Genomic DNA, 23,652 nt, shown 5'->3' with positions numbered 1-23,652 from the left:
TAAGTAATTAAGTCGATGTAAACCTAAGACAAAATTTACACTTAAACAAGAATAAAGTGCTTTTTATCGATATTTTTTACTTTTTATCGATATCAACCATTATAAATTACATCCAAAATTAACTAACAAAAAAAGGGTATCTTAGATTAAACCTTTAGCATTCTAAAAGGTCTAAGCTGTATAATTTTTCATTTTTTGAAAGACGAATCCCAATTTATTCAACGCCTAAAAACCACTTCCACAAAAGAAGTTGCATTTAGAGAATTACTGTCCTTGTATAAGGAGAGACTCTATTGGCATATCCGTAAAATTGTGATTTCGCATGATGATACAGATGATGTCCTTCAAAATACATTTATCAAAGTTTACAGAAGCATTGAAAAGTTTAAAGGCGACAGTAAATTATTTTCATGGATGTACCGTATTGCCACCAATGAAGCCATTACGCAACTGAATAAAAACGCTAAACGACAACAATTATCTTCTGAGGAACATAAAACCCGACTCATAAACAACCTAGAAGCTGATGTTTATTTTGAAGGTGACGCCATTCAGAAAAAATTACAGCAAGCCATAGCCACATTGCCAGAAAAGCAACAATTAGTTTTTAATATGAAATATTTTGACGATATTAAATACAAGGAAATGTCTAAGATTTTAGACACCAGTGAAGGTGCCCTTAAAGCCTCCTATCATCATGCTGTAAAGAAGATAGAAAGTTATATAGCATCAGATTAAACCTTTACAACGTATTACAGTCTTATAAATGACATGACAAAGAAAAAATTAAATATCCATTCACACGGTTTTAAAACACCAGAAGACTATTTTGAAAGTTTTGACGAAAAATTATTCTCAAAATTATCAGAAAACAGTGCGTTGCCTGAAGATTTGGAATCAGGATTCAAAGCACCTGAAAATTATTTTGAAAATCTGGAAGATACTATTTTCGCTAAGCTCGATGAACCAAAGGTTGTTCCATTGATGCAACGCAAAAAATGGTATGCTGTAGCAAGTATGGCCGCTGTAGTGTTGATTAGTGCCGCTTTGTTTTTTCAAAATGGAACAAATGAAGATTTAACCGTAGAGATGGTAGAAAATTATTTTGTGTCTCAAGAGCTAGATAGTTATGAGCTAGCGGAACTCCTCTCTGAAACAAACTATATAGACACTGAAGACACCTTTATAAATACAGAATTTACCGAAGATAATATTGAAACCTATTTGCTGAATACAGCAGATATAGAATCCTATTTAGAATGAAAAAAATAATGACCATAGTACTGCTATCCTTTTTAACGTTTGGCTTTGCGCAAAGAGACAGAGAAGGAATGCGCGATAAAATCAAAGCTCAAAAAGTGGCGTTTATCACTGAAAAATTAAGCCTTACGGTAGAAGAATCCCAAGGATTCTGGCCTATTTACAACAAGTTTGATGAAACTATGCATCAAATTAAACGCAAGGACATGCGTGAGATAAAAATGAAGATAAGACAGTCTGAAAATCTTTCAGATGCCGATGCCGATAATTTATTGAATCAGTATGTCTCTGCCGAAAAAAAAATGCACGAAGCTAAAATGAAGATGATACAAGAATTGAAAAACGTAATTCCTTCCGCCAAAATTATCCGTCTAAGGGCAGCGGAAGACGAATTCAATAAAAAGCTTTTAGAACGCCTTCGGGAATTTAGGAAAGGAAAAGGTCGGGATTAATTATCTAAACACCAACTTAGACACACGGCCTCTGCCTGCCGCATAAGCCATAGAATCATTTAAAAACCGAAGGGTATAGAAACCTTCATCGGATAAATGCTTCCAAGTATCACCAGCATCATGGCTAATATCGATGCCTTTAAATCCTACAGCAACCAATGACTTAGCATCGCTATTCGGGAAATACTGAATACAACTTCGGTAACCTGGTGATTGTCCATCACCTACTCTAACCCATGTTCTACCCCCGTCATTGGTTCTGATTTTGTTGCCGATACTATCATTGGGTTTGGTATAATCGCCACCAATAGCAAAGCCGTTTTTTGCATCGTAAAAATCTAACGAGTACATACCAGTAGTTTCCAATTCTTGAATAATTGGTGTTTCAAATACCTCCCAAGTTTGGCCTTTGTTAGGCGAATATAAAATTCTACTTGCCTTTCCTCCTGTCGCCACCCAAGTTTCATCGCCAACTATGGCAATGTTAGTATCACTTGCCGCAAAGGCCGCTTCACCGTCCTTAGCTTTTGGCAAATCATCACAAGAAAGCTTTGTCCAAGACTCACCTCCGTCTCGTGTAATGATAATGCTAATGCAGTCATCTGTGGGATCACCAATGGCGATGCCTTCTTGGTCGTTCCAAAAGTCCATGGAATCGTAGAAAGCGTCTGGATGAGCTTCTTGATATTTTAAAATACCGTTTTTGTAAAGTTTAGTAGGACTTGTAATAGTTACTCCCAACAATGGGTAATAGTTTTTAAATCTTGAATCTTTGATAATGGCTAAGGACCTAAAATTATTGTTCCCAATTGAATCCATATTTGATGAAATACTATCGAAAGACACTTTACCAAAGGTTTTTCCGTCATTAAAAAGTGTGTAGAAATCTCCTTGAGAAGTAGCAACTGCCATTTTTCCATTATATACTTCCAATGCCCTAACATTCAACAATGAATCCTCCAAAATCGCGGATATCTCAACAGAATCATAAGGTATAATCGAAGTCTTTTCTAAAGTTTTATTAGTTCGTTTCTGTTCGTTCTTACACGAAAAACAGAGTACTAAGGCCAAAAGGAATGTTAGATGACGCATATCTATAATTTTCCCTAAAAATACTAAAGCTTTGCTACTCACGAGCAAGACGCTCATTATCAAATTTAAATACGCCTAAAATCAACAATAAATAGTACCTTTGCACCCTAAAATTTCACAATGCGTTTACACAGAAATCTTTGCTTTGCGGTTATTGATGGTCTTTACAAGATTTTCAATGAGAATGAATACGCCGATAAGGTTGTACAATCATTGCTTAAGCGTGATAAACGCTGGGGAAGCCGTGATCGAGGTTTTGTGGCTGAAACGGTTTACGAAATCGTACGTTACAAACGCCTGTATGCCGAAATTGCTAATGTCAAAGAACCTTTTGATCGTGATAATCTATGGCGCTTATTTGCTGTTTGGGCTACATTAAAAGGCATTCGCCTTCCCGATTGGAAATATTTTGAAGGCACTCCAACCCGAAAGATAAAAGGACGCTTTGATGAGCTTTCAAAAACACGAAAAATAAAAGAGTCTATCCCCGACTGGATGGATGAATTGGGCGTTTCAGAATTGGGTGAAGCTACTTGGTCTAAGGAAATTGAAAAGCAGAACGAACAAGCCGATGTTATTTTAAGAACTAACACCCTTAAAACAACCAAGAAAGACCTTCAGCAACGCTTGGCTTCGGAAGATATAGAAACTGAATTTTTACCTAACCATCCTTCAGCTTTAAGGCTAAAAGAACGGGCTAACGTTTTCAGGACTGAAACCTTTAAAGACGGTTGGTTTGAGGTTCAAGATGCCTCATCACAGTTGGTTGCTGATTTTTTAGATGTTCATTCAGGCATGAAAGTTGTAGATGTCTGTGCAGGAGCTGGTGGAAAGACCTTGCATTTGGCATCTTTAATGGAAAATAAAGGCCAATTAATAGCAATGGATATTTACGAAAGTAAATTGAAAAAGCTTAAGGTTAGAGCACGACGAAATGGCGTTCATAATATTGAAATGAAAGCCATTGATTCCACCAAGCCCATAAAAAAATTGCATGGCAAAGCCGATCGTTTGTTGATTGATGCACCATGTTCAGGATTGGGCGTTTTACGACGTAATCCCGATGCTAAATGGAAATTGCAACCTGAGTTTATTGAGTCTATTAAACAGACGCAGAAAGAGGTTTTGGAGCAATATTCAAAAATGGTGAAAGATGGTGGAAAGATGGTTTATGCAACCTGCTCCGTATTACCATCTGAGAATGAAAAGCAAGTGGAGCAGTTTTTAAATTCGGAAGCTGGCGCTCCATTTAAATTGATAAAAGACAAAAAGATTTTAGCCCATAAATCTGGTTTTGACGGATTTTATATGGCGTTATTAGAAAAGAAAAGCAATTAGTTATGAAACAGATCTACTTTCTATTATTTACTGTTTTTTCAAGCGTTATTATAGCGCAGACCGTAGTGCCTCCACCAGAACTTCAGGCGTACTATGAAGGCATTACATATTCGGCATCAAATTCAAACTTATATGACGAATTAGCGACAAAAACCATAGGTAAACACACAACTTTCCTTACGTACTCACAACGTCATAACTTTTTATATGATGCAGATGCTAATCCCGCGGATCAATCTGAAGTAGTATTAATCTACAGCGGTGACATACGTCCTGATAATCAGTGGTTGTCAGGCAGTAACCCAGATACGCCACAAACCTACAATACAGAACATGTATACCCGCGTTCTTTATTGGATACGGGTACGGCTGAAGCCGATTTGCACGTTTTACGTGTTTGTGATATTGATGATAACACATTAAGAGGCAACGACCCATTTACGTCTGGTTCTGGTGGATTTTCATCGACAGGCAATGCTTTTTTCCCTGGTGATGATTGGCGTGGTGATGTAGCTCGAATTATTTTGTATGCCAACCTCAGATACAACGAACCTTTTGATGCTGTTGGCTCTTTGTCATTGTTTTTACAATGGAATGCAGCCGATCCTGTTTTGGATGGCGGTATTGAAGACCAGAGAAATACAGTGATTAGTGGCGCACAAGGCGTAAGAAATCCTTTTATAGATAATCCATATTTGGCCACTTTAATTTGGGGTGGCGCTGATGCTCAAAACCGATGGATGGTTTTATCTAACGACGATTTTAAAGATGCCCCAGCTTTCACTATTTTCCCAAACCCAACGCAAGGCGACATTCAAATTAAGTTGAAAAACAGCGTAGCGACACGTGTTGAGATTTTTGATATCCTTGGAAAAAAGGTATTGAATACCACTTTGAAAATGTCTGACACGGTAGAAACATCGAGATTAAAATCGGGCGTGTATATCATAAGATTAACACAGAACGGTAAGACTGAAACTAGTAAATTGGTAAAACGATAAACATTTAGAGAAATTAGAAAAGCGATTCCTTAAAACGAATCGCTTTTTTTGTTTAAAACCTGTTTATTAAGTTCTGTTTTTGATTCAAAATTTAAGTTTACATTTCGTAAAATGACGTAACTTTGCTGTTTAATGTTCACCACAAATACAGCAGCATAATGATCCATTTCTTTGGAAACGTAAACAGCAAAATATTTGCTGTTCAAACAGCAGAAGAATTATCAACCGAAACTATTTCGAAACTATCATGGCTTTTTGGCGACCAGCCGAAAATAGAACAAGCATCAATCGATGCTTTTTTTGTTGGCCCTCGTGCTGCCATGATCACACCTTGGAGTACCAACGCTGTTGAAATTACCCAAAACATGGGTGTTGCTGGAATCATTCGTATTGAAGAGTTTGAAGCCGTTTTTGAAGATTACAAAGGCTTCGACCCTATGATTTCTGAAAAGTTCTCAAGACTAAATCAGGATATATTCAATATTGACATTCAACCTGAAGCCATTCAGGACATAAAAGATATTGCGACTTATAACGAGCAAGAAGGTTTAGCCCTAAGCGACGAGGAAGTGCATTATCTTAATGAGGTTTCAGAGCGTATCGGAAGACCATTGACCGATTCTGAAGTCTTCGGGTTTTCGCAGGTCAATTCTGAGCATTGTCGCCATAAAATTTTCAACGGCACCTTTGTGATTGATGGTGAGGAGAAACCGAGTTCGCTTTTCAAACTGATTAAAAAGACATCGGCTGAAAATCCAAACACTATAGTTTCGGCCTATAAAGACAACGTAGCATTTATCAAAGGTCCGGTTGTGGAACAATTCGCTCCAAAACGATCTGATATTCCTGATTACTACAAAACTGAGGATTTTGAATCCGTCATTTCCCTTAAAGCCGAAACCCATAACTTCCCAACGACGGTTGAACCATTTAATGGTGCTGCTACAGGATCTGGTGGTGAAATCAGGGATAGATTGGCAGGCGGCAAAGGCTCATTGCCTTTAGCGGGAACAGCTGTTTACATGACCTCCTACTCTAGATTAGAAGAGGAACGCCAATGGGAGAAATCCTTCGAAGCTCGAAAGTGGTTGTATCAAACGCCAATGGATATCCTCATTAAGGCTTCTAACGGTGCGTCCGACTTCGGAAATAAATTCGGGCAACCTCTTATTTGTGGTTCTGTTTTAACCTTTGAGCACAAAGAAGATGGCCAGCGCTTAGGCTATGACAAGGTGATTATGCAAGCCGGAGGTATCGGCTACGGAAAAGCAGATCAAGCCATAAAGGAGACACCAAAAGCAGGCGATAAAATTGTGGTACTCGGTGGTGACAACTACCGTATAGGAATGGGTGGTGCCGCAGTATCATCTGCGGATACTGGTGAGTTTGATTCGGGTATAGAATTAAACGCCGTGCAACGTTCTAATCCAGAAATGCAAAAACGTGCATCTAACGTGGTTCGTGGGATGGTGGAAAGTGAAGAAAACCATATTATTTCCATTCACGATCATGGTGCTGGTGGACATTTGAATTGCCTTTCAGAATTAATTGAAGATACCGGTGGTCATATTGATTTAGACAAACTTCCTGTTGGTGACCCTACGCTTTCAGATAAAGAAATTATTGGTAATGAATCCCAAGAACGAATGGGTTTACTCATTGCCGAAAAGCATTACAACATCATGGCAGAGATTGCCAAACGTGAACGTTCGCCCTATTTTGCTGTCGGAACAGTAACGGATGACAAGCGTTTTTGTTTTCAGTCTGAAACCAAAGGCAACAAACCTATGGATTTGGCACTCACCGATATGTTCGGTAGTTCGCCAAAAACCATCATGAATGATAAAACTGTAGCTCGCCATTTTAATGGACTGCTCTACGATACAGATAAATTTTATGACTACCTCGACCAGTTATTACAGCTCGAAGCTGTAGCCTGTAAAGATTGGTTGACTAATAAAGTTGATCGTTGTGTTGGCGGTAAAGTAGCGAAGCAACAATGCGCTGGACCTTTACAATTACCATTGAATAACGTTGGTGTTATGGCCTTGGATTTTAAAGGCAAAGAAGGCATAGCCACGTCGATCGGTCATGCTCCAGTAGCTGGTTTAATCGATGCTAAAGCCGGAAGCCTAAATGCCATCACTGAAGCCTTAACCAATATCATTTGGGCACCTTTACAAGATGGATTAAAAAGCGTTTCACTTTCCGCCAACTGGATGTGGCCTTGCAAAAACGAAGGTGAAGATGCTCGATTATACGAAGCTGTCGAGGCCGTTTCAGACTATGCGATTGCCTTGGGAATTAACGTGCCAACCGGAAAGGATTCCCTGAGCATGAAACAGAAGTATGATGATGGTGATGTAATAGCACCAGGTACGGTTGTGATTTCAGCCGCCGCGCATTGTAATGATATAACCGCTGTTGTTGAACCTGTGTTTAAAAAGAATGCAGGCGCTATCTACTATATCAATTTATCTCAGCAAGCTTTTGAATTGGGCGGGAGTTCCTTTGCGCAAATCAATAGCAAAATTGGTAATGCAGTACCATCTGTAACTAGTCCAGATTATGTCAAAACTGTTTTCAATAACATCCAGGATTTGATTAAGTCTGGAAAAATTGTCGCAGGACATGATGTCGCTTCAGGTGGCCTAATTACTACTCTATTGGAATTGTGCTTTGCAGACACCAATTTAGGTGCTGAACTCGACTTATCATCTTTGGGTGAATCCGACAGTTTTAAAGTCTTGTTTGCTGAGAATTCGGGTATTGTTTTCCAAGCAAAAGATGATAGCATTGAAAAGACTTTATCGAATGCTAAAATCGATTTTCATAATATCGGAAAAGTTACCGAAAGTGATGTGCTCTCCGTTATCAATGGTACCGATGTCTTTACGATGACTGTATCGCGATTACGAGATATGTGGTTTAAGACCTCATACCTACTCGACCAAAAACAAACCGCCAACGATTTAGCCACAGCCAGATTTGAAAATTACAAGTATCAACCACTACAATATAAATTTCCTGAACATTTCACGGGTAAATTAGAAGACGTCATTGCGATCCCGAGAATTCGGGAGAATCAATCTCTATCTACTTCTTCGAAGGCTCCTCGCAATGACTGTAGAGCACCCAAAGCAGCCATCATCCGAGAAAAAGGAAGCAACTCTGAGCGTGAAATGGCCAATGCCATGTATTTAGCTGGCTTCGATGTTAAGGATGTCCACATGACCGATTTAATTTCGGGGCGCGAGACGTTAGAAGATATTCAGTTTATTGGTGCCGTTGGTGGGTTTTCAAACTCTGATGTTTTAGGTTCTGCCAAAGGTTGGGCAGGCGCATTTAAATACAATGAGAAAGCCAATACAGCCTTAAAAAAATTCTTTGAACGTGATGATACGCTTTCCGTCGGAATTTGCAACGGATGCCAATTATGGATGGAATTGGATTTAATCAATCCAGACCATGAGGTGCACGGAAAAATGACCTACAATGACTCCAATAAGCATGAAAGCGGTTTTACATCGGTTAAGATTCAGGAGAATAATTCGGTAATGCTATCGAGTTTAGCAGGCAGTACTTTGGGTGTTTGGATTTCTCATGGCGAAGGAAAATTCGATTTACCATATGAGGAAGACAAGTACCATATTGTCGCAAAATATGGTTATGAGCAATATCCCGCCAATCCTAATGGGTCTGACTTTAACACCGCCATGCTCTGTGATAAGACCGGTCGCCACTTAGTCACTATGCCACATATTGAACGCTCTACGTTTCCTTGGAATTGGGCCAATTATCCTGAAGGCAGGAAAGATGAAGTCTCGCCATGGTTAGAGGCTTTTGTGAATGCGCGTAAGTGGATTGAAAGTAAATAGGCTTCCTTATTACTTATTTAAACTTTCGTTAACAAAACTTTGTGAGTTATCTCATTGTCAGAAGTTTCGAGGATTTCACTAGCTTAGTGCAAATTTTTCAAAATGAGATATTTCCTATTTTTCCTAGCCGTTTGTTTTTCAACTGTATCATTCAGTCAAAATCAACCTAATTGGTTGCGACACTCAGCCATTTCTCTAGATGGTTCTCAAATTGTTTTCACTTATAAGGGAGACTTGTATAAAGTTGCAAGTTCGGGCGGTACGGCAACACAGCTGACCTTCCATGACGCACATGACTATATGGCTGTATGGAGTAAGGACGGGTCTCAATTAGCATTTGCTTCAAATCGCTACGGGAATTTTGATATTTATGTCATGTCTTCAAACGGTGGCGAGGCTACACGATTGACCTTTCATTCCAACGATGAAAGACCTTACAGTTTTACACATGATGATACATCAGTTCTCTTCGGAGCACTGCGCCAAGATGATGTAAATCACAGACAATATCCTCACGGCTCGCAGTCGGAGTTATATTCTGTTCCCGTAAAGACTGGAAGAGTTGACCAAGTGTTTACAATTCCTGCTGAATATGTTCAGGTGTCCAAAGACGGAAAAAAAATCTATTATCATGATAAAAAAGGTGGCGAAAACGAATGGCGGAAGCATCATACCTCATCCATAACACGAGATTTATGGGTTTACGACAAACCTTCAAATAGCCATAAAATGCTAACTACTAATACCGCGGAAGACCGCCAACCTATATTGAGTTCTGACGAAAAAAGTCTATATTTTTTAAGCGAACGCAGTGGCACCTTCAATGTGCATAAAATGGATTTAGCATTACCAAATCAGTCTGAGCAATTGACAGATTTTAAAATGCATCCCGTTCGGTTTTTAAGTATGGGTAACGGTACCTTATGTTTTGGCTATGATGGTGAGTTATATACCATGAAAAATGGGCAAGCGCCGAAAAAGGTCAATGTGAACATTATTACACAAGACAAAAATAACTCCGACAAATTCATCGCCATAAAAAGCGGTGTTAACGAAATGGAAGCATCGCCAAACGGAAAGGAAATCGCTTTCATTTCCCGTGGCGAAGTCTTTGTTACCTCAACTGATGAATCTTTCACAAAACGCTTGACTAATACGCCTGAACAAGAACGTTTTGTCACGTGGAGCGCAGACGGAAAATCTGTCGTTTACAGCAGTGAACGTAACGGTAAATGGAGTATTTATAAAACGGAAAAGCAACGTGACGAAGAACCGTTTTTCTTCGCCTCTACCCTTTTAAAAGAATCGCCAGTAGTTGAAAACAAAAACGATAATTATCTCCCTGATTATTCGCCAGATGGAAAAAAGTTAGCCTTTATTGAAGGGCGACGTACTTTGAAAATAAAAGATTTGTCTTCAGGCAAAGAAACAACATTGTTGACGCCGAAAGATTTATATCACATGCGCGATGGTGATAAATATTTTCAATGGAGCCCGGATAGTAAATGGTTATTGATTGGCTGGAGAAAAACATTGAGTAATTCAGAAGTGTTGCTAATGGCCGCCGATGGGTCTAAACGCATCAATCTTAACGAAAGTGGCTACCAAGATTTTCGCCCTAAATGGGTCAATGATGGTAAGCAGATGATTTGGTTCAGTAACCGAAATGGCTTAAAATCTTACGCCACAAGTGGTCAGTCCCAAGACGATGTTTATAGCATGTTTTTTACCCAAGAGGCGTGGGACGAGTTCAATTTGAATGAAGAGGATTTCAAATTAGCTGAGGCGATTGAAGAAGCCAACAAGAAAGACAAGAAAAAAGAAGACGACTCTAAAGCGAAAGACAAAAAAGACGACGATAAAGAGGACGAAAAGAAAACTGAAGATTTGACCTTTGATTGGGATCGCATGAAAGACCGCACCAAACGATTGACCATTCACTCTTCCAACTTAGGCGATGCTGTATTATCTAAAAAAGGAGATAAACTCTATTATTTAGCAAGTTTTGAAGGCCGAATGAACCTATGGACTACAGACCTCAGAACCCGAAAAACGGAAATGGCCATGAAATTGAATACCAATTTTGGAAGCTTACAGTGGGATAAAGATCGAAAAAACTTATACCTGCTAAGTTCTGGAGGTATTTCAAAAATTGACCCTGAAAAGAAGAAAAAAGAAGCCGTTAAGATTGATGGCGAAATGCTTTTAGATACAGAGGCGGAACGCACGGCTATGTTCAATCATGTGTGGATACGCACCAACGCTATTTTCTACCATTCTAACTTTCACGGTATCGATTGGAATAAAATGAAATCCGAATACGAAAAATATCTACCATCAATCGGCAACTCCTATGAGTTTACCGAAATGCTTTCTGAAATGCTTGGCGAACTCAACGTATCTCACGCTGGAGCAAGATATCGTGGTTCGGACGTTTCCAATCCTGATGCTACAGCGGCGCTTGGTATATTTATGAGCTACGACCATGACGATAACGGCATACTCATCGACGAGATTATCAATGGCGGACCTTTGGACAAAGCCAGTCTTAATGTTGAAGCTGGAATGATTATCGAAAAAATTGATGGCGTTGTAGTTGATAAAAACCAGGATGTTGCTAAATACTTAAATCGAAAGTCAGGCAAATTTATGCTCTTGGACATTTACGACCCAAAAACAAAAACTCGCCAAAGTATAACTGTTAAACCAATTTCTATTGGTCAACAGAACAGATTACTATATGATCGCTGGGTAAAAACCAACGAAAAGGAAGTTCAAAGATTAAGCAACGGGCAATTGGGTTATGTACATATCCCAGGTATGAGTGATGGACCTTATCGCAGTATTTACCAAGACATGATGGGTAAATATTTTGAAAAGAAAGGTATGGTCATAGATACACGTTTTAACGGCGGTGGTGATTTGGTTGCTGATTTGGCTATGTTCTTTACAGGCGTTCCTTTTATAACGTATGAAACCGAAGCTAAAGTTGTGGGTGGCGAACCAACATCACGTTGGACCAAACCGACCTTGGCGCTTTTTAATGAAAGTATGTATTCCGATGGGCATTGTTTTGCCGCAGGTTATACCGATCTAAAGATTGGAAAAACCGTAGGTATGCCAGTACCGGGAACCTGTAGTTTTGCGGGTTGGGAAGGTCTGCCAAATGGCTCAGTATGGGGTGTTGTACCTGTAAGTGCGAAAGATAAATCTGGGGATTGGATGGAAAATAACCAAACCGAACCAACAATCAAGGTGAAGAATATGCCAGGGGTTATCGATAATGGCAAAGACCAACAATTGGAGCGTGCGGTGAGTGAGCTATTGAAAGAGGTAGACTAAATTAAGCGCTTACCTAGAGATACATCAGAAATTCTGTATTTTGCCTTTCAAATCTTTTGATGTGAGTTTAAGAATTATATGCGCCCTATTATTTGCTACCCATTATTGTCAAGCCTACGCTCAGGACATAAATTTTAATTATCATAATGAAAAGTCTAATAGCTATTATGATGAGGACAATAACCAAATAGACAAATCCACGTTTAAAAAGAAAACAGAAACTAAGCTGTTTTATGAGTTACGGATCGCTGAAGGTAGAAATGTCTATTACAAAACGCAATGGTCATTCTATTTTGATAGTTTTTCGAACATCGAAAAACAGCAACTATTTAAGTTTTTAAGCTCTAGGGCTTCAATTGACACATCCAAAATTGTTGTAGTTCATTACAGAGACTCATTAAAAGCGATTTTTTTATTTGACAAAAGACCTGGAATTGAAAATCTACCTGGAGGACGTCATAGACATAAAATGACACATAGAATGTTCGTCAAAGAAATGAAGAATTGCTTAAAGAAGTTTAAGCGTAATAAAGCTTCAAATGTCTATCACTATTATTCATATAATGATGGTCACCCTAGCAAAATTGATAATATGGAATGGTTCAAAGACTCTGGCGGCTTATTCCAAAATCTATTTCGGAGAAATATTAAGTCGCCAAGGACGATTGTAATTCATCCCAACGGCAACTATTTTCTCTATTATTATTACGACACCGATTTTGCTTCAAAACTTTACGATGACCTCATAAGAGACAAAGGTTGGGATAATGCAATTAGGCGTTTCAAAGATTTAAGTACTCATTTAAATTCTTATAAAAAGGAAAAGTCTTAATTATTGAATCAGCGTAAATTCCAAGACATAGTTACCGTCATAAGTTTCTACAGAACCATCTTGCAGAAGAATCTCACCCAAACTATCAAGCTGAGAATTGTTTGGTCGGAAGATTATCATGTTGCCTGAAATCTCACCAATAAATCCTGCAACGTTAACGGTCATCATATCCACATCAACAGTATATTCAAGGGCAGCAAAATAGTCAATAACGTAACAACCCATGTCTTGGGTATTATTTTCTGTAATACGCAAAATAGGTCCATATTCAATTGGGGCAGACGATGTTCCGTTCATAAAAGAAAGCCTATTCATGTTTTGACAACCAAAGGTATCTTCTTCAATTAAATTAAAGGAATAAATCCCATCATTATTGACATCTACAGGAGTTTCAATAGTAAATGCCGTCATCATATAGCTCCGTCCTTCCAACATAGAATTAAAACTATCATCCTCGGATGAACAGGATATTAAAACTAAACTTAAACAAAAAATCAGTGATTTAAATTTCATATCTAGAATTTCAGACTTTCAAAGTAAGGCTTTTTTTCAAATGTTACATAACTTAGATTCAATCGTATCTTTGAATATCTTTTTAAATTTCATAATTTGCAAGACTGCAAAGCACCTTAATATATGACTAAAGTAACCCGCCTTTTCGATTTTCCATATTATCAACTCAACACTAATCCTAGCGATAAGGCACTGGTCACAAAATACGACGGCAAATGGACGCCAATGTCTACCCAAGAATATGTAGATAAGGCCAATGCAGTAAGTCGCGCATTATTACGATTGGGCGTTCAGAAAAATGACAAAATCGCGCTGATATCGTCGACCAACAGAACAGAATGGAATATTATGGACATTGGTACGCTACAAGTCGGCGCACAGAATGTTCCTATTTATCCGACCATTTCTTCCGAAGATTATGAATATGTCTTAAACCACAGCGGTTCCACCTATTGCTTTGTTTCGGATGAGGAGGTTTTAGCCAAGGTGAATGCCATCAAGGCCAACACGCAAATTAAAGACGTTTATTCTTTTGACCATATTGAAGGATGTAAGCATTATTCTGAATTATTCGAACTCGGAAAAGATGAATCTAATCAGTCAGAGGTTGAAGCTAGAAAAGACGCCGTTGACCCAATGGATTTGGCAACCATCATTTATACTTCTGGTACAACCGGAAAACCAAAAGGCGTGATGCTATCCCACAACAACATAACAAGCAATGTATTAGCAAGTATAGAGCGCTTACCTCTAAATACGGATCAAAGTCGTGTGCTAAGCTTTTTACCTATTTGTCACATCTTTGAACGCGTATTGATTTACATCTACCAATATGCTAGCGTTCAAATTCATTTTGCGGAAGGTATAGATAAGATTGGTGACAATGCTAAGGAAATTAAACCGCACTTAATGAGTGTGGTACCACGGCTTCTCGAAAAAGTCTACGATAAAATTACCATGAAAGCCGAAGAATTATCTGGCATTAAAAAGAAATTATTTTATTGGGCCGTTGAACTTGGTGAGGATTGGGAACCTTACGGAGAAAACGGTGCTTGGTACAACTTTAAATTAGGAATTGCCCAAAAACTGATTTTCAGCAAATGGAGGGCCGCATTAGGTGGCGAATTACATACTATGGTATCTGGCAGTGCGGCACTACAACCACGCCTATCCCGAGTTTTTTCGGCAGCAGGTATGCAGGTTATGGAAGGTTACGGTCTAACAGAAACCTCGCCAGTTGTTTCGGTTGGTAAGTATGACAACAACATGTTTAAAGTCGGTACCGTCGGAAAACCCATAGATGGCGTAGAAGTAAAGATTGCCGACGATGGTGAAATTCTAATTAAAGGCCCAAATGTGATGATGGGCTATTACAAAGACCCTGAAAAAACTGCTGAAGTTATGACGGGCGATTATTTTCACACAGGAGATAAAGGTGAGATAGACCCAGACGGTTTCCTTAAAATCACAGGACGTAAAAAGGAAATGTTTAAAACCTCTGGCGGTAAATACATCATCCCTACCCTTCTTGAAAATGAATTAAAACAATCGCGTTTTATAGAACAGGTCATGGTTGTTGGTGAAGGCGAAAAAATGCCTGCGGCAATCATTCAGCCTAATTTTGAATTCATCCGTGAATGGATTGAACACAAAGAAAAAAATATCGGGATGTCAGAAACCGATATAGCGAGCTCAGATATCATCCTAAAGCGTATTCAAAAAGAAGTGGACAAATGTAATTCTCACTTTGGAAAATGGGAACAGATCAAGCGTTTTGAGCTAACGCCTGAAGCATGGACTATTGATGGTGGTCAATTGACACCAACCATGAAGATGAAACGCTCTATAATTTTAGAGATGTATAAAGACCTCTACGATAAAATCTATCGCTGTTAACATTATCAAATTCTTATCGGTTAATAAGTTTCATTATTGATTTCTCAGTATGTATGTTAAAAAGGATTATATTTATCACACTAACTAATACATCTTAATCAATATGAACACTAAATCATTTATTATTGGCGGCCTAGTGGGCGGTCTTGTAGACTGGCTTTTGGGCTGGTTGTTTTACGGAATACTTTTCGCAGATAAGTTTCCGCAACCCGAAGAAGATTCTAATGCCATGCTATTTATCACTTTTGGATGCTTCGCTTTTGGGTTTTTTATCTCGTACATCTATAACAGATGGGCTCAGATTTCTACTTTTGGGACGGGCTTAAAAGCAGGAGCCGTGATTGGCCTCTTCTTTGCGCTGACCTCTAATGCCTTCAGAATGGCACAGGAAACCGTTCCTGATTATGAGATGGCTGGTATCGATATTGCCATAGGCATCATTATGACCGCAATCGTCGGTGGTGTCATTGGCGCAGTAAGCGGTAAAGTGAAGTAAAACTTAGAGCTGTTTTAAAACTTAAAAGGTGTTTCAGATTGAAGCACCTTTTTTTATTGATATAATTTTGAAGGAAATAACAATTTACTATGCGTGCATAGTATTTTTTTGTATATTTGGAATTCAATTACGATTAAAATGAAGGATAAAACTATTGATTACGTCTTAAGAACCACGTGGTTAGCCGTAAACAAAATGTATAACGAAGAAGCTGCAAAGTTTGAAACCACAATGGCCACAGGGTTCGCGCTTCTCAGTATAGATCCAGAAAAAGGAACGCCTTCAACATCCTTAGGCCCTAAAATGGGTATGGAAGCCACATCCCTATCACGCACCTTAAAAACCATGGAAGAAAAAGGACTTATTGAGCGAAAGCCCAATCCTGAAGATGGTCGTGGCGTCTTAATACACTTAACCGATTTTGGAAGAGAAAAAAGAGCCTATTCAAGAGAACGTGTATTGACTTTTAATGAGGCTGTAAAATCCAATCTTTCAGAAGAAAAATTAGAGCACTTTTTTGAAGTTGCCGAAGTCATCAATAATTTGATTTCAAACAAAAAAATATACAACCAAAAAGAACATATCTTAAAATAATATGAGTAAACGTAGAATAAATAAAATAGCCATTATCGGTTCCGGAATCATGGGAAGCGGTATTGCTTGCCATTTCGCCAATATTGGTGTGGATGTGCTTTTATTGGACATTGTACCAAGAGAACTGACACCTAAGGAAGAAGCTATGAGCTTAACTTTAGAGGATAAAGTGGTTCGTAATCGTTTAGTGAACGATGCCCTAATTGCATCTATAAAATCTAAACCCGCACCACTCTACCATCCTTCTTTTAAGAACAGAATTACAACAGGTAATCTCGAAGATGATATCGCCAAAGTAGCAGATGTCGATTGGATTATGGAAGTTGTGGTAGAGCGTTTAGACATAAAGCAACAGGTTTTTGAAAAGCTTGAAAAATACAGAACGCCAGGAACCCTAATTACATCAAATACCTCTGGTATCCCGATTAAATTTATGAGTGAAGGCCGTTCTGAAGATTTTCAGAAGCATTTCTGTGGCACGCATTTCTTTAATCCTGCACGTTATTTAAAGTTATTCGAAATTATTCCAGGCCCAAAAACGGATCCGGCTGTATTGGATTTCTTAAACGAGTATGGAGAAAAATTTCTAGGAAAAACCTCAGTAGTCGCCAAAGACACACCAGCTTTTATCGGAAACCGAATCGGTATCTTCAGTATCATGAGTTTGTTTCATACGGTAAAGGATATGGACTTAACCATTGAGGAAGTCGACAAATTAACAGGGCCTGTCATTGGCCGTCCAAAATCGGCAACCTTTAGAACAGTCGATGTGGTTGGCCTTGACACTTTAGTGCACGTCGCCAACGGAATTGCAGAAAACTGTCCTAAGGACGAGCGTCATGAGCTGTTCCAATTACCAGATTTCATCAATATTATGATGGACAACAAATGGTTAGGAAGCAAAACCGGACAAGGATTCTATAAAAAAGTAAGAAAGGAAGATGGTTCTTCCGATATCCTTTCTTTGGATTTAAGTACATTAGAATACAGGGAAAAGAAACGTGCCAAGTTTGCAACCTTAGAGTTGACAAAAACTATAGACAAGGTTGTTGATCGTTTCAAAGTTTTGGTGAAAGGAAAAGACAAAGCGGGTGAGTTTTACCGCAAAAGTTTTGCGTCTCTATTTGCCTATGTTTCAAATCGCATTCCAGAAATTTCGGATAACCTTTACAAGATTGATGATGCCATGAAAGCTGGCTTTGGTTGGGAGCACGGGCCATTCCAAATTTGGGATGCCATTGGTGTTGAAGCTGGTATAGACATGATGAAAGCCGAAGGTTTAGAACCTAACGCTTGGGTAACTGAGATGTTAGCCTCTGGAAGCTCTTCATTTTACACCGTGAAAGATGGAGCGACTTATGCTTATGATATTCCTTCAAAATCACAACAGAAGATTCCAGGACAGGATAGCTTTATCATTCTAGATAACATTAGAAAAACGTCTGAAGTCTATAAAAATTCAGGAGTTGTTGTTGAAGATTTAGGTGATGGTATCCTCAATGTAGAATTTCAATCTAAAATGAACACCATTGGCGGTGACGTTTTAGCGGGATTAAACAAAGCGATTGATATTGCTGAAAAAGACCACGCAGGATTGGTTGTTGGAAACCAAGCCGCAAACTTCTCGGTAGGTGCCAACATTGGAATGATCTTTATGATGGCTGCCGAGCAAGAATATGATGAATTGAACATGGCTATTAAATATTTCCAAGATACTATGATGCGTATGCGCTACTCCTCTATTCCAACTGTCGCCGCGCCTCACGGTATGACCCTTGGTGGTGGTTGTGAGTTATCCATGCACTCCGATAAGGTTGTTGCGGCGGCAGAAACCTATATCGGACTTGTAGAGTTTGGTGTGGGTGTGATTCCTGGCGGCGGCGGTTCAAAGGAAATGGCCTTGAGAGCTCAGGACACCTTTAAAAAAGGAGATGTTGAATTAAATACGCTTCAAGAGTATTTCCTTACCATTGGTATGGCAAAAGTAGCCACTTCAGCATATGAGGCTTTTGACTTAGGCATCCTTCAAAAAGGAAAAGATATCGTTGTAGTCAATAAAGACAGGCAGATTGCAACCGCAAAAGCGTATGCCAAGTTGATAGCGGATGCAGGTTATACTCAACCTGTAAAGCGAAAGGATATAAAAGTTCTTGGAAAACAAGCTCTAGGTATGTTTCTAGTAGGTACAGATGCTATGAACGCGAGTAATTATATAAGTGAACACGATCAAAAAATCGCTAACAAATTAGCCTATGTGATGGCAGGTGGAGATTTATCTGAACCAACATTCGTAAGCGAACAATATCTATTGGATCTAGAGCGTGAAGCCTTCTTATCACTGTGTACAGAGCGAAAAACCTTAGAACGTATTCAGCATATGTTGAAAACAGGAAAACCTTTAAGAAACTAAAAAAATGAAACAAGCATATATAGTAAAAGCATACAGAACGGCTGTTGGTAAAGCGCCAAAAGGAGTTTTCCGATTTAAAAGAGCCGATGAATTAGGTGCTGAAACGATTCAGCACATGATGAAGGAATTACCAAATCTTGACGTCTCAAGAATTGATGACGTCATAGTCGGCAATGCCATGCCAGAAGGTTCCCAAGGACTCAATATGGCACGATTTATTTCATTAATTGGATTAAATAGTGTTGAAGTACCTGGTGTTACCGTAAATCGTTTTTGTTCTTCGGGAATTGAAACCATTGGTATTGCAACGGCAAAAATTCAAGCGGGAATGGCCGATTGTATCATTGCAGGTGGATCAGAAAGCATGAGTTCAGTGCCAATGACAGGCTTTAAACCAGAATTGAATTACGACACCGTAAAAGCGGGTCATGAAGAATATTATTGGGGAATGGGTAATACGGCGGAGGCTGTGGCCAATCAATTTAATGTCTCTCGTGAAGACCAAGATGAGTTTGCATACAACTCTCACATGAAGGCATTAAGGGCACAAGCCGAAAACCGTTTTCAAGACCAAATTGTACCGATTACTGTTGATCAAACATACATTGACGAAAACGGTAAAAAGGCGACAAAATCTTACACAGTAACTAAAGATGAAGGACCACGTAAAGGCACAAGCAAAGAAGCTTTAGCGAAATTACGTGCTGTATTCGCTCAAGGTGGTAGCGTAACAGCAGGTAACTCCTCACAAATGAGTGATGGTGCTGCTTTTGTGATGGTGATGAGTGAGGATATGGTGAAGGAATTAAACATTGAACCGATTGCGAGATTAGTCAACTATGCGGCAGCAGGTGTTGAGCCACGTATAATGGGAATTGGTCCGGTTAAGGCTATCCCGAAAGCATTGGAGCAAGCAGGATTAAAGCAATCAGATTTGGATTTGATTGAATTGAACGAAGCCTTTGCTTCGCAATCCTTAGCTGTTATCCGAGAACTAGATTTAAACCCAGATATTATTAATGTTAATGGAGGAGCTATCGCATTAGGTCACCCACTAGGATGTACAGGGGCTAAACTATCAGTACAACTATTTGACGAAATGCGAAAGCGTGATATGAAAGGAAAATACGGCGCAGTAACCATGTGTGTCGGTACAGGCCAAGGCGCATGTGGAATTTTTGAATTTTTAAATTAAAAAAGAACTTAATAGACTTATATAATGGAAGCAGTTGAAAAAGACATCCTTAGAGGCGGTCAATTTTTAGTAAAGGAAACAAAAGCAGAAGACGTTTTTACGCCTGAAGATTTCACCGAAGAACAACAGATGATGAAAGAGGCGGTTATGGAATTTAATGACCGTGAAATCATAGCCCACAGAGAGCGATTTGAAAAAAAGGATTACGCCTACACAGAAGAGTGTATGCGTAAAGCTGGAGAACTTGGTTTTCTAGGCGTAGCTGTACCTGAAGCTTATGACGGCTTAGGAATGGGTTTTGTCTCTACAGTTTTAACATGTGACTACATCTCGTCTGGTACCGGATCTTTTAGTACGGCGTTTGGTGCGCATACAGGTATTGGCACTATGCCAATTACGCTTTACGGAACCGAAGAGCAAAAGAAACAATACGTTCCGAAATTGGCGACTGGTGAATGGTTTGGCGCATACTGTTTAACCGAACCAGGTGCAGGATCGGATGCCAACTCTGGTAAAACCACAGCGGTTCTTTCTGAAGATGGTAAATCTTATAAAATCAACGGCCAGAAGATGTGGATTTCTAATGCTGGGTTCTGTAAGTTGTTTATCGTGTTTGCACGAATTGAAGATGATAAAAACATTACAGGTTTTATCGTCGAGAATGATCCTTCAAATGGTATCACCATGGGGGAAGAAGAGCACAAACTTGGTATTCGCGCTAGTTCTACAAGACAAGTATTCTTCAACGATACAGTTGTTCCTGTTGAAAATATGCTGTCCGAAAGAGGTAACGGATTTAAAATCGCGATGAATGCCTTAAACGTAGGTCGTATTAAATTAGCTGCGGCTTGTTTGGACTCACAAAGGAGAATCCTAACAACAGCTGTGCAATATGCTAATGAGCGTAAGCAATTTAAAACACCAATTGCTGATTTTGGTGCCATTAAAATGAAGCTAGCCAAAATGGCAGCTGACGCCTATGCTGGAGAATCCGCAACGTACAGAGCATCAAAAAATATTGAAAATCGTATCGCCATGCGCGAAGCTTCAGGAAACACGCATCAAGAGGCAGAACTTAAAGGTGTTGAAGAGTACGCCATTGAATGTTCTATTCTTAAAGTGGCTGTATCGGAGGACGTACAAAATTGCGCAGATGAAGGTATTCAAATCTTTGGCGGTATGGGCTTCTCTGAAGAAACGCCAATGGAAGCGGCCTGGAGAGATGCGCGCATTGCCCGTATTTACGAAGGTACCAACGAGATTAATAGAATGTTGTCTGTTGGCATGTTGGTGAAGAAAGCCATGAAAGGTCATGTTGATCTTTTAGGTCCGGCCATGAAAGTTCAAGAAGAATTGATGGGAATCCCATCATTTGAGACGCCCGATTATTCAGAGCTATTCGCTGAAGAAAAGGACATGATAGCTAAATTGAAAAAAGTTTTTTTAATGGTTGCTGGTGCTGCGGTCCAGAAGTTTGGACCAGATTTAGAACAACACCAACAATTATTGATTGCAGCATCAGACATATTGATTGAAATCTATATGGCAGAATCTGCAATCTTGAGAACCGAGAAAAACGCAAAACGTTTTGGCGAAGATGCGCAGAAAGTTCAGATTGCCATGGCAAAACTGTACTTATACAATGCGGTGAATATTGTTGAAGACAAAGGTCGCGAGAGCATCATTTCCTTTGCTGAAGGTGACGAACAACGTATGATGCTAATGGGATTAAAACGATTCACCAAGTATCAAAACTACCCAGACATTGTGGATCTTAGAAATGAGATCGCAGAGAAAGTAAAATCAGAAAATAAATACTGTTTTTAAATTAAGTTTATAAATTAGATGGGAAGAAGTCAGCTTATTCAATTAAGTTGACTTTTTTTTGATACTTATTTGACCGAATCCCATTTACATTTAACGTATTAAAATCGCAATATGTCATCGTTCAATATTTCGTCCTAACTTGTCATTAAATCAAACTCCATTCAATTATGACATTTAAAAAAACACTATTTTTTGTAGTAACACTTAGTCTTATGGCTTTTTATTCCTGTAACGAAACAGCAGGCGAAAAATTAGAAGAAGACATTGAGAACAAATCAGACCGATTAGACGATAGAGCTGATAATTTGGAAGACGCGGCAGACTATGTTGAAGATGGCTTTGATGATATCGAAGATGCCATTGAAAACTTTAGAGAGGCTCTAGAGAATGTTGACAACCCGGAAGATCGAAAAGCCATTAGAGAGCGCATAAACAAAATTATGGATGATTTGGAATTTAAAAAGGAAGGAGATTTCTAAGAGCAAATCCAACATAATTAGATTCCCTTTTTATTGATTTGAAAATATTATTTTAACAATGACACTTTTTTTATTTCAAGAAACACCAAAAGACCAAAAAGGTGAGCTGGATGTTAACACGGATAGCATCATTGAAAAATTAGATACTTGACTTGATGGTTTTATACGCAATATCCCCAATATATTGGTAGGTATTGCCGTATTCATACTAATGATTTTTATTTCAAAATGGGTTGGGCGTGCTGTAAAAAAGATACTAGTAAGCAGAGGGCGTGATAACTTTGGAGAAATTTTAGGCGGTTTTACACGTTGGTCTTTGACCATTCTTGGGCTAATGTTAAGTTTAACGATTATCAGTCCAAATTTAAGTCCTGCGGATCTTATTGCAGGATTAGGTGTGTCATCAGTCGCCATTGGATTTGCATTTAAGGATATTCTACAAAACTGGTTGGCTGGTATATTAATATTAATGCGACAGCCTTTTGAATTAGACGATCAGATTGTAGTCAATGGATTTGAAGGTAGTGTAGAACGTATTCAAACAAGAGCCACCATTATTAGACAATACGATGGACAACGGATAGTAATTCCGAATAGCGAAATATATACTAATGCGGTAAAAGTAATAACGGCTAATGAACTCATTCGATCGCAATACGACATAGGTCTAGGCTACGACCAACCCAGAGAAAAAGCCTTACAAATTCTCAAGGAAACCATTGAAAATACAAAGGGCGTTTCAAATGAAAAACCAGTCGATATTTTACCATGGGATCAGGCTGATAGTTGGCTTACTATCCGTGTGCGCTGGTGGACAGATAGTGAACGTGCAAATGTTGTAAAAGTATTCTCTGACGTTATACTTAATACTCAGAATGCCATGGACGATGCTGGTATTGATTTACCATTTCCAACAAATATTGAAATACAGAATGCCCACGACCATAAGGAAGCCAAAGAAATGATGGATGCAAAAAAAGAGCAAGACAACTAGGTTGACTTATATCATTACTTCAATTTTAGCGCCAACTGTATTTAACAGCTTGG

Annotated in this window: 18 protein-coding genes; 16 read left to right on the top strand and 2 right to left on the bottom strand. The window is 38.9% G+C overall.

All coding sequences use genetic code 11. The features are described from left to right. Window positions 1-195 precede the first annotated feature (195 nt). From ACFOSX_RS09040 to ACFOSX_RS09030, 3 genes are read left to right on the top strand one after another with little or no spacing between them, the layout of a single operon-like run. Complete coding sequence (locus ACFOSX_RS09040) at window positions 196-738, top strand: RNA polymerase sigma factor (protein WP_386099538.1); 543 nt, start codon at window positions 196-198, stop codon at window positions 736-738. 33 nt (window positions 739-771) lie between these two features. After that, window positions 772-1,263, top strand: a complete 492-nt coding sequence (locus ACFOSX_RS09035) for a hypothetical protein (RefSeq protein ID WP_386099535.1) — start codon at window positions 772-774, stop codon at window positions 1,261-1,263. Next, window positions 1,260-1,712 carry a sensor of ECF-type sigma factor gene (locus ACFOSX_RS09030; protein ID WP_386099532.1) on the top strand — a complete coding sequence of 151 codons (453 nt, stop codon included), beginning with the start codon at window positions 1,260-1,262 and terminating at the stop codon, window positions 1,710-1,712. Before ACFOSX_RS09035 ends, ACFOSX_RS09030 begins: the two co-directional genes overlap by 4 nt. Here the strand turns inward: ACFOSX_RS09030 and ACFOSX_RS09025 are convergent, their stop codons facing one another. Next, window positions 1,713-2,804, bottom strand: a complete 1,092-nt coding sequence (locus ACFOSX_RS09025) for a WD40/YVTN/BNR-like repeat-containing protein (RefSeq protein WP_386099529.1) — start codon at window positions 2,802-2,804, stop codon at window positions 1,713-1,715. It lies immediately after the preceding gene. Between the two features lie 120 nt (window positions 2,805-2,924). Between ACFOSX_RS09025 and ACFOSX_RS09020 the strand changes: the two genes are divergently transcribed. The 5 genes from ACFOSX_RS09020 (at window position 2,925) to ACFOSX_RS09000 (ending at window position 13,195) form a co-directional block, all read left to right on the top strand. Continuing rightward, on the top strand, window positions 2,925-4,142 hold the full coding sequence (locus ACFOSX_RS09020) for an RsmB/NOP family class I SAM-dependent RNA methyltransferase (protein ID WP_386099526.1): 1,218 nt from the start codon (window positions 2,925-2,927) through the stop codon (window positions 4,140-4,142). Window positions 4,143-4,144: 2 nt separating this feature from the next. Further along, the gene (locus tag ACFOSX_RS09015) at window positions 4,145-5,143 is read left to right on the top strand and encodes an endonuclease (protein WP_386099523.1); all 999 of its coding nucleotides are present in this window, start codon (window positions 4,145-4,147) and stop codon (window positions 5,141-5,143) included. 158 nt (window positions 5,144-5,301) lie between these two features. Next, window positions 5,302-9,021: a phosphoribosylformylglycinamidine synthase gene (purL, locus tag ACFOSX_RS09010; protein ID WP_386099520.1), complete on the top strand. Its 3,720-nt coding sequence runs from the start codon at window positions 5,302-5,304 to the stop codon at window positions 9,019-9,021. 102 nt (window positions 9,022-9,123) lie between these two features. Next, window positions 9,124-12,363, top strand: coding sequence for a S41 family peptidase (locus tag ACFOSX_RS09005; RefSeq protein ID WP_386099517.1), 3,240 nt, complete (start codon window positions 9,124-9,126; stop codon window positions 12,361-12,363). A gap of 61 nt (window positions 12,364-12,424) precedes the next feature. After that, window positions 12,425-13,195, top strand: coding sequence for a hypothetical protein (locus ACFOSX_RS09000; protein ID WP_386099514.1), 771 nt, complete (start codon window positions 12,425-12,427; stop codon window positions 13,193-13,195). On the opposite strand, the gene ACFOSX_RS08995 is transcribed toward ACFOSX_RS09000, so the two are convergent. Next, the gene (locus ACFOSX_RS08995) at window positions 13,196-13,708 is read right to left on the bottom strand and encodes a hypothetical protein (protein WP_386099512.1); all 513 of its coding nucleotides are present in this window, start codon (window positions 13,706-13,708) and stop codon (window positions 13,196-13,198) included. A 123-nt stretch (window positions 13,709-13,831) separates the two neighbouring features. Here ACFOSX_RS08995 and ACFOSX_RS08990 point away from each other — a divergent pair, with 123 nt between their 5' ends. The 8 genes from ACFOSX_RS08990 (at window position 13,832) to ACFOSX_RS08955 (ending at window position 23,599) form a co-directional block, all read left to right on the top strand. Continuing rightward, window positions 13,832-15,604 carry an AMP-dependent synthetase/ligase gene (locus ACFOSX_RS08990; RefSeq protein ID WP_386099509.1) on the top strand — a complete coding sequence of 591 codons (1,773 nt, stop codon included), beginning with the start codon at window positions 13,832-13,834 and terminating at the stop codon, window positions 15,602-15,604. A gap of 103 nt (window positions 15,605-15,707) precedes the next feature. Further along, complete coding sequence (locus ACFOSX_RS08985) at window positions 15,708-16,100, top strand: hypothetical protein (RefSeq protein WP_386099506.1); 393 nt, start codon at window positions 15,708-15,710, stop codon at window positions 16,098-16,100. Window positions 16,101-16,238: 138 nt separating this feature from the next. After that, the gene (locus ACFOSX_RS08980) at window positions 16,239-16,694 is read left to right on the top strand and encodes a MarR family winged helix-turn-helix transcriptional regulator (protein WP_386099503.1); all 456 of its coding nucleotides are present in this window, start codon (window positions 16,239-16,241) and stop codon (window positions 16,692-16,694) included. 1 nt (window position 16,695) lies between these two features. Further along, entirely contained in the window at window positions 16,696-19,104 is a 2,409-nt protein-coding gene (locus ACFOSX_RS08975) for a 3-hydroxyacyl-CoA dehydrogenase/enoyl-CoA hydratase family protein (RefSeq protein WP_386099500.1), read from the top strand. A 4-nt stretch (window positions 19,105-19,108) separates the two neighbouring features. Continuing rightward, on the top strand, window positions 19,109-20,299 hold the full coding sequence (locus ACFOSX_RS08970; protein WP_386099497.1) for an acetyl-CoA C-acyltransferase: 1,191 nt from the start codon (window positions 19,109-19,111) through the stop codon (window positions 20,297-20,299). 24 nt (window positions 20,300-20,323) lie between these two features. Next, window positions 20,324-22,126, top strand: coding sequence for an acyl-CoA dehydrogenase family protein (locus ACFOSX_RS08965; protein ID WP_386099494.1), 1,803 nt, complete (start codon window positions 20,324-20,326; stop codon window positions 22,124-22,126). A gap of 167 nt (window positions 22,127-22,293) precedes the next feature. Next, window positions 22,294-22,605: a hypothetical protein gene (locus ACFOSX_RS08960; RefSeq protein ID WP_386099491.1), complete on the top strand. Its 312-nt coding sequence runs from the start codon at window positions 22,294-22,296 to the stop codon at window positions 22,603-22,605. 163 nt (window positions 22,606-22,768) lie between these two features. Next, a complete protein-coding gene (locus ACFOSX_RS08955; RefSeq protein ID WP_386100263.1) occupies window positions 22,769-23,599 on the top strand; it encodes a mechanosensitive ion channel family protein in 831 nt (276 codons plus the stop codon). The last annotated feature ends 53 nt before the right edge of the window (window positions 23,600-23,652 follow it).

This window comes from Winogradskyella maritima (assembly GCF_042650215.1).
Taxonomy (GTDB): Bacteria; Bacteroidota; Bacteroidia; order Flavobacteriales; family Flavobacteriaceae; genus Winogradskyella; species Winogradskyella maritima.
This window is presented reverse-complemented; position numbering and strand designations above follow the sequence as displayed.

Excerpts from the sequence above, each read along its gene's own strand:
- ACFOSX_RS09035 (WP_386099535.1), top strand. The coding sequence starts at position 772 with ATGACAAAGAAAAAATTAAATATCCATTCACACGGTTTTAAAACACCA.
- ACFOSX_RS09030 (WP_386099532.1), top strand. The coding sequence starts at position 1,260 with ATGAAAAAAATAATGACCATAGTACTGCTATCCTTTTTAACGTTTGGC.
- ACFOSX_RS09025 (WP_386099529.1), bottom strand. The coding sequence starts at position 2,804 with ATGCGTCATCTAACATTCCTTTTGGCCTTAGTACTCTGTTTTTCGTGT.
- ACFOSX_RS09020 (WP_386099526.1), top strand. The coding sequence starts at position 2,925 with ATGCGTTTACACAGAAATCTTTGCTTTGCGGTTATTGATGGTCTTTAC.
- ACFOSX_RS09015 (WP_386099523.1), top strand. The coding sequence starts at position 4,145 with ATGAAACAGATCTACTTTCTATTATTTACTGTTTTTTCAAGCGTTATT.
- purL (WP_386099520.1), top strand. The coding sequence starts at position 5,302 with ATGATCCATTTCTTTGGAAACGTAAACAGCAAAATATTTGCTGTTCAA.
- ACFOSX_RS09005 (WP_386099517.1), top strand. The coding sequence starts at position 9,124 with ATGAGATATTTCCTATTTTTCCTAGCCGTTTGTTTTTCAACTGTATCA.
- ACFOSX_RS08995 (WP_386099512.1), bottom strand. The coding sequence starts at position 13,708 with ATGAAATTTAAATCACTGATTTTTTGTTTAAGTTTAGTTTTAATATCC.
- ACFOSX_RS08990 (WP_386099509.1), top strand. The coding sequence starts at position 13,832 with ATGACTAAAGTAACCCGCCTTTTCGATTTTCCATATTATCAACTCAAC.
- ACFOSX_RS08985 (WP_386099506.1), top strand. The coding sequence starts at position 15,708 with ATGAACACTAAATCATTTATTATTGGCGGCCTAGTGGGCGGTCTTGTA.
- ACFOSX_RS08980 (WP_386099503.1), top strand. The coding sequence starts at position 16,239 with ATGAAGGATAAAACTATTGATTACGTCTTAAGAACCACGTGGTTAGCC.
- ACFOSX_RS08975 (WP_386099500.1), top strand. The coding sequence starts at position 16,696 with ATGAGTAAACGTAGAATAAATAAAATAGCCATTATCGGTTCCGGAATC.
- ACFOSX_RS08970 (WP_386099497.1), top strand. The coding sequence starts at position 19,109 with ATGAAACAAGCATATATAGTAAAAGCATACAGAACGGCTGTTGGTAAA.
- ACFOSX_RS08965 (WP_386099494.1), top strand. The coding sequence starts at position 20,324 with ATGGAAGCAGTTGAAAAAGACATCCTTAGAGGCGGTCAATTTTTAGTA.
- ACFOSX_RS08960 (WP_386099491.1), top strand. The coding sequence starts at position 22,294 with ATGACATTTAAAAAAACACTATTTTTTGTAGTAACACTTAGTCTTATG.